At 72.4% G+C, this 6,900-nt stretch carries 5 protein-coding genes; 2 read left to right on the top strand and 3 right to left on the bottom strand.

What is annotated here, in order from left to right; genetic code table 11:
• Window positions 1–858 (top strand): OB-fold nucleic acid binding domain-containing protein (locus AC1DZ6_RS15415; RefSeq protein WP_477098037.1); only part of this gene is annotated, 858 nt, incomplete at its 5' end.
• Window positions 859–997: 139 nt separating this feature from the next.
• Here the strand turns inward: AC1DZ6_RS15415 and AC1DZ6_RS15420 are convergent.
• From AC1DZ6_RS15420 to AC1DZ6_RS15430, 3 genes are all read right to left on the bottom strand, one after another.
• Entirely contained in the window at window positions 998–2,818 is a 1,821-nt protein-coding gene (locus AC1DZ6_RS15420) for a response regulator (RefSeq protein WP_477098038.1), read from the bottom strand.
• A gap of 136 nt (window positions 2,819–2,954) precedes the next feature.
• Entirely contained in the window at window positions 2,955–4,925 is a 1,971-nt protein-coding gene (locus AC1DZ6_RS15425) for a polysaccharide biosynthesis protein (protein WP_477098039.1), read from the bottom strand.
• Window positions 4,926–5,031: 106 nt separating this feature from the next.
• Entirely contained in the window at window positions 5,032–6,285 is a 1,254-nt protein-coding gene (locus tag AC1DZ6_RS15430) for a molybdopterin molybdotransferase MoeA (RefSeq protein ID WP_477098040.1), read from the bottom strand.
• 60 nt (window positions 6,286–6,345) lie between these two features.
• On the opposite strand from AC1DZ6_RS15430, the gene lepB reads away from it, so the two are divergent.
• The coding region (gene lepB / locus AC1DZ6_RS15435; protein ID WP_477098041.1) for a signal peptidase I at window positions 6,346–6,900 on the top strand (555 nt) is incomplete at its 3' end.

Consider the following 6,900-nt stretch of genomic DNA (forward strand, 5'->3'; position numbering starts at 1 on the left):
GCGACGCGCCACCTCCCCCGTTTCACGGGTGAGGAGAAGGCTATCGCCTCGGACAAGCTCTTCAACCCCGACACCCGCCCGCTCTGGAAAGCCGTCCGCCTGGGGCTGCGCCAGATCAAGGGCCTCAAGGAAGACGACGCCGATCTCGTCATGGCCGCCCGCGCCGCCGGGGCTCGCGCCCCCGTCGACTTCGCCCGGGCCGGGGTCTCGCAGCGCGGGCTGGAGCTGCTGGCCGAGGCCGACGCCTTCGCGTCCACGGGGCTGAGCCGGCGCGACGCCCTGTGGGCGGTCAAGGGCCTGAAGGGCGAGGTCAAGGTCGACAGCCAGGCGCCGCTGCTGGCCGGCCTGCCGCTGTTCGAGGACGCCGTGGCCCTGCCGGTCATGGCCCTGCCCCAGCAGGTGGCCGAGGACTACCGCACCACCAGCCTGTCGCTGAAGGCCCACCCCCTGCGGTTCTTCCGGCCGATGCTGGACCGGCTGAACGTCACGCCCGCCGAGCGGCTGAAGGACCTCCGCAACGGCCGCAAGGTCTCGGTCGGCGGCCTGGTGCTGATCCGCCAGCGGCCGGGCACCGCCAAGGGCGTGGTGTTCCTGACGCTGGAGGACGAGACGGGCGTCGCCAACGCGGTGGTCTGGAAGGACTGTTTCGACGCCCACCGCCGCACGGTGATGAGCGCCTCGTTCCTGGTCGTCCACGGCAAGGTCCAGGCCGCCGACGGCGTGATCCACGTGGTGGCCGAGGGCTTCACCGACCTGTCGGCCGAGCTGGCGCGGATCAAGGAAGACCCCGAAGCGCCGGCTCCGGCGGTGCGGATGCGGACGTCGGGCCGGCTGCAGCGCAGCCGGGACTTCCATTGAGCCCCTTTTGATCCGCTCATCCCGGCGAATGCCGGGACCCAGATGGAATAGCGGTGTGGCGGTCGCCAAGCGCTCACGCCCTTCCAATCAGTCTCCCAGCTTTGGATCTGGGTCCCGGCATTCGCTGGGATGAGCGGATTCAGGGGGTAAGGCTCATGACGGAGGCCGCCGCCTCGACAACCCCCTTCGCCTCCGACACCTCGGCCAGCAGGGCGAACAGGGCCACGGTGTCGATCGGCTTGCGCAGCACGCCGTCGGCCCCGTCGGCGCGATAGCGGGCGACGTCGTCGTCGAAGACGTTGGCGGTCAGCATCCAGACCGGGGTGCGGGCGCGAGGCTCCGAGGCCTCGATCTGACGGATCTGGGCCAGGGCCGCCACGCCGTCCAGCACCGGCATGTTGACGTCCATCAGCACCAGGTCGAAGGCCTCGGCCCGCCAGGCGTCCAGGGCCTGGGCGCCGTCCTCGGCGAACACCAGCTGGATCGGCGAAGAGGCGAGCAGGGCGGCCAGCACCCGGCGGTTGGCGGGATTGTCCTCGGCCGCCAGAACCCGGATCGGCGCGGCCACGCCGGCTTCCGCCACGACGTCCGGGGCCGGGGGCGCCAGCACGGCCGCCTCGAAGGCGAACCAGAAGACCGCGCCCTGCCGAACGCTCTTGCCTGGAGGGGCGTCGCCGCCGGGGACGTCGTCCACGCCGATCTCGCCGTTCATCAGGGCCAGGTTGGCGGCGCAGACCGACAGGCCCAGCCCGCTGCCGCCCAGGTTTCGGCCGCGTTCGGTCTGGTCGAAGGCCTCGAACATCCGGGCGCGGTCTTCCGGCGACACGGGCGCGCCGGTGTCGCGCACCTCGACCAGGGCGCTCAGCGTCTGGTCCTTGGCCACGCCGGCCAGCCGGACCACCACCGCCCCGCCCGACGGCGAGGCCTTCAGGCCGTTGGAGACCAGGTTGACCAGGGCCTGTTCCAGCTTGGCCTCGTCGGCCAGCAGGCCGTAGGCCAGGTCGGGATCGGCGTCCTCGAAGCTCAGCAGCACGCCGACGGCCTGGGCGTGGGCGCTCCACACCCGCACCACGGTCCGGACCAGGCGGCGCAGGTCGACCGGCGCCAGGGTCAGGGCGGCCTGACCGGCTTCGAGCTTGGCCAGGTCCAGCACGGTGTCGAGCAGGCGGGTCAGCTGGGCGCCGCCCTCCAGCACGCCCTGGGCCAGGTCGGCCTGGGTGGGCGTCAGGAAGGTGTCGCGACGCAGGGCGTGGGCGAAGCCGAGCACGGCGTTGAGCGGCGTGCGGATCTCGTGGCTGGCGACGGCCAGCAGGTCGGACTTGGCGCGGCTGGCGGCCTTGGCCTCGGCCACGGCTTCGGTGAGGTCGGCGTTCTTGCGGGCCAGGTCGCGCAGGGCCTGGGCCAGGGCGCGATCGGTCGTCTGCTGGCGCCAAGTGGCGGTCAGGACCGCGGCGATGAACAGCAGCATGGCGGCGGCGTAGTGGTTGGCGGCCAGGGGCGTGTGGCGGTCGAACGCGATCCACAGCAGCGTCGCCACCGGCGGTCCGACGGCGGTGACGTAGCTGACCTTGCCGGTGTGCACCCGCAGGGCGCCGAACAGCAGCACGCAGGTCGCCAGCAGCGCGGCTTCCACCCGCATGATGGGCGCGTCCATGAGCCGGATCTTGACCGCCAGGGCGCAGACATTGGCCGACAGCAGGAAGACCAGGGCGATGGATTGCCAGCGCAGACGCCGGAAGGCCGCCACGGGATCGGCTCGGCCCATCGCGGCCTTGGTGGCCAGGAACAGCATCGCATAGATGCCGAGCTCGACCACGCCGAACAGGGCCATGCGCATCGGGGTGTAGACGGCCAGCACACCCACGAACACGGCGACCAGAAGCAGACGGGCGCGCACGATTCCGCGCGTGTATCGAACGAACCCGTCCAGGCGGGTGACGTCCACCGTCTGTTCGAACATCCAGGTTCCCGCCGACGCTACTCATGTCCCAGGGACGGGACGGCTCGCCATCGCAAGCTTGGCCAGCCAAAGCATGGGAGGCTGATTCTGGCTCTTCCGCTCGCCTTATAGGCGACAGGCCAGGCGCGTGTTCGGATCAGGCCTGGCTTCGGGCCGCGGCGGTCTTGCCCTTGCCGGGCTTGCCCGGGATCGGCGGGCTCGGGATCGACTGGCGGGCGCTGGCCTGGGCGGGCGAGACGCTTCGCAGTCCCTCGACCAGGGCGAACAGCTGGGTGCGAACGGCGAACTCATCGCCGGTCAGGGCGGCGGCTTCCAGGGCGGCCAGGGCGGCCAGCGGGATCGGCGGCAGCGGCGTCAGGGGCGTGGCCTCGGTGACGCCGGCGGCCTTGGGCCGGGCGGTCTCGTTGACGTCGACCAGGGCCTCGGTCAGCTTTTCGCCGGGGCGCAGGCCGGTGATCTTGATCTCGATGTCGCGGTCGGGGACCAGGCCTTGCAGCTCGATCATCCGCCGGGCCAGGTCGATGATCTTGACCGGTTCGCCCATTTCAAGCGTCAGGACGCCCGTGGGCGGCTCCATGTCGCCGACCGACAGGGCCACGGCCCGCAGGACCAGCTGCACGGCCTCGGGAATGGTCATGAAGTAGCGTTCGACCTCGGCGTCGGTCAGGGTCACCGGGCCGCCGCGGGCGATCTGGTGCTGGAAGATCGGCACGACCGAGCCGGCCGAGCCCAGCACGTTGCCGAACCGCACGACGCTGACCCGGGTGCCTTGCCCCTGTTCGTCGAGCCCGCCGGCGAACTGGCGGACCACGGCCTCGGCGACGCGCTTGGTCGCGCCCATCACGCTGGCGGGGGCCACGGCCTTGTCGGTGGAGATCAGGGCCAGGTGGGCCGCGCCGCAGGCCTTGGCGGCGGCGGCGACATTGCGGCTGCCCAGCACGTTGGTGCGCACGCCCTCGCAGGGGTGGTTCTCGACCAGGGTGACGTGCTTGAGCGCCGCGGCGTGGAAGACCAGCTCCGGCTTCTCGGCGGCGAACACCAGGTCCAGCCTGGCGGCGTCGCGCACGTCGCACAGCACGTCGCGGCGGGGCAGGGTCGGCCAGGCCTCGCCCAGCTCGCGGTCGATGTGGAAGAGGTTGGCCTCGGCGGCGTCCAGCAGGGTCAGCTGGGCGGGGCCGCTGGCGGCGATCTGGCGGGCCAGCTCCGAGCCGATGCTGCCGCCGGCGCCGGTGACCAGAACCCGCTTGCCGGCCACCAGGGCGCGGACCGGCGCGGGATCCAGCCGCACGGGGGCGCGGCTGAGCAGCTCCTCGAGGCTGATCTCGCGCAGGGCCGAGCCCCCGACCCCCGGTGAGCCCATGTCGATCAGGCCGCCCTGGCGGCGCAGCAGGCGCACGCCCTGGGTCTTCAGCCGGCCCAGGCGCTCGGCCCCGAAGGCGCTGAGCGGACCGTCGGTCAGGAACAGCAGGGCCGCCGGCTGCAGACCGCCGTCGCGCAGCTGGGTCATGACCGTGTCGAAATCGTCGATGACGCCCAGGATGCAGACCCCGCGCAGCTCGTCGCCGGTCTCGCGGGCCTCGAGGGTCAGCACGCCGACGGGAGCATAGCGTTCGCCCAGGGCGGCGGGGGCGCGCAGGAAGGCCTCGGCTTCGTTGGCCGAGCCGACGATCAGCAGGCGGGGCAGGGCGGGCGAGGCGGGCGCGGGACGCAACCGGGTCAGGGCGTCGACCAGCACCTTCTCGTGCAGGGCGCGGCGCACGATGCGCAGGCCCGCCAGAGCCGCCGTCATCAGGACGAAGGCGGCGGCCAGGGTGCGCAGGCCGCCCGGCTGGCGCACGTCGGCCAGGCGGGCGATCAGGGCGAAGGTCAGGACCGCCAGCAGAGCCGAACGGGCCAGGCGCAGGCCGTCGCTGGCCGCGAAGAACCGCCAGGGCGACCGCTCGACCTGGAACAGCATCTCGACCAGCAGGGCGCAGCCGGCGAACAGCACGGCCAGGGCGAGGGAGGCGAGGGTGAACGGCGAGGCGCCGGCGATCAGGGCCTGGGCCAGCAGCATGGCCACGAAGGCCAGGACCATGTGCGCCGCGATCTTGCCCAGACGACCCATGAACGCAAACTCCCGCCGCGGTCGCCGTGAAACCGCTTCGCGCGGGACTTAGCATGCTCCGCGTGCGTCGTCGCCAGTTGAGGCGTCGGATACGACGGAGTGGTGATCAGCCCCGCGCCAGCGGAAGAAGCTGCACCACATCCCCCGCTTCCGCCGCAGGCGCGCCGGCCGGCCGCATGACCAGGCAGTCGGCGCGGGAGAAGACGCCGATCAGCGAGGAGTCCTGGTCGGGGAAGGGGGTGACCCGGACCCGGCCTTCGGCGTCGACGGCGCGGGCGGCGCGCATCCAGTGTTCGCGCGGGCCGGTGGCGGGCAGGGGGGCGGTCAGGATCCCGGCGCTGATCGACAGGTCAGGATCGGCGCCGGTCAGGGCGGCCAGCAGCGGGCGCAGGAACAGCTCGGCGCAGACCAGGGCCGAGGCCGGATTGCCGGGCAGGCCCAGCACGCGTCGGCCGTCCTTGAGCGTTCCGAACCAGGTCGGCTTGCCCGGGCGCACGGCGATGGTCTGGACGCGCAGGTCCAGCCCCAGGGTCTGCAGGGCCGGCTTGACCAGGTCGTGGTCGCCGACCGMGGCCCCGCCGACGGTGACGACCAGGTCGCACGGGGCCTCGGCGACGGCGCGGGCGATGGCGTCCAGGTCGTCGGCCTGGGCCTTGAGCCGGGTCGCCTGGCCGCCCCAGGCCTCGACCAGCGCCGCCAGGGCGAAGGATCCGGATTCGAAGATCTGGTCGGGCGCGGGCACATAGCCGGGCGGCGCCAGCTCGTCGCCGGTGGCCAGGATGGCGACGCGCGGCCGGACGGCGACGTCGAGGCTGGGCCAGCCGGCGGAGGCCGCCAGGGCCAGTCGCCAGGCGTCGATCCGGGCGCCCTCGGCCAGCAGGGCGTCGCCGGATCGGAAGTCGCCGCCGGCAGGGCGGATGTTGCCGGGCGGCGGCTCGCGGTCGATCGCGAAGCTCACCGTCTCGCCGTCTCGCGTGGCGTTCTCCTGGATCACCACCAGGTTGGCGCCGGGCGGCACGGGGGCGCCGGTGAAGATCCGCACCGCCTGGCCGACCTCGACGGGGCGGGCGTGGGCCCGGCCCGCCGCGCTTTCGCCGGCGACCTGGAAACGCGCCCCGGGTACCAGATCGGCGCGGCGGATCGCCCAGCCGTCCATGGCAGAGGCGTCGAAGGGCGGCTGATCGCGATCGGCGACGACCGGCGCGGCCAGCACCCGGCCCAGGGCCTTGGCCAGGACGACCTCCTCGATCCCCAACCGCGCGGCGCCGGCCAGCATCCGGCCACGCGCCTCCGTCACGGTCAGGTTCTTCAGTTGAAGCTTGTCGTCGCCCACACCCGCACTCCCGCAACCATGAGCCATTTGTAACGCGCGTCGCCGCCCCGCGCTGTTATGGTTTTCCGATAGCGGAGGGAGATTTTCGTGACGGCGAAACGCGATGTCGACGGCGAGCATGGCCTGCGCGGCTGGCTCAAGACCCTTCTCCTGACCCTGGCCATCGTGTTGGTTCCCCGGGTGGTGCTGTGCCAGCCCTTCACCATCCCGTCGGCGTCGATGGAGCCCACCCTGCAGGTCGGCGACTACATCCTGGTCAGCAAGTATCCCTATGGCTGGAGCCGGCATTCGATCCCGCTCAGCCCGCCGCTGCCGCAGGGCCGCTTGCTGGGCCAGGCGCCCGTGCGCGGCGACATCGTGGTGTTCAAGAAGCCCAACGACATCCGCACCGACGTCATCAAGCGGCTGATCGGCTTGCCGGGCGACCAGGTCCAGGTGGTCGAAGGCGTGCTGCGGATCAACGGCCGCGCCGTGCCGCGCCGACTGGTCGCAACCTCGGTCGAGGCCCCGTTCGGCGAGATGATCCCCGTGGGCCGGTTCAGGGAGACCCTGCCGGGCGGCAAGGCCTATGTCACCAACAGCTGGGGTTCGGGCACGCCCGGGGCCAACACCGGGGTCTATAGGGTGCCCAAGGGCTGCTTC

This window comes from Caulobacter sp. P1_B12_2 (genome assembly GCF_056406675.1).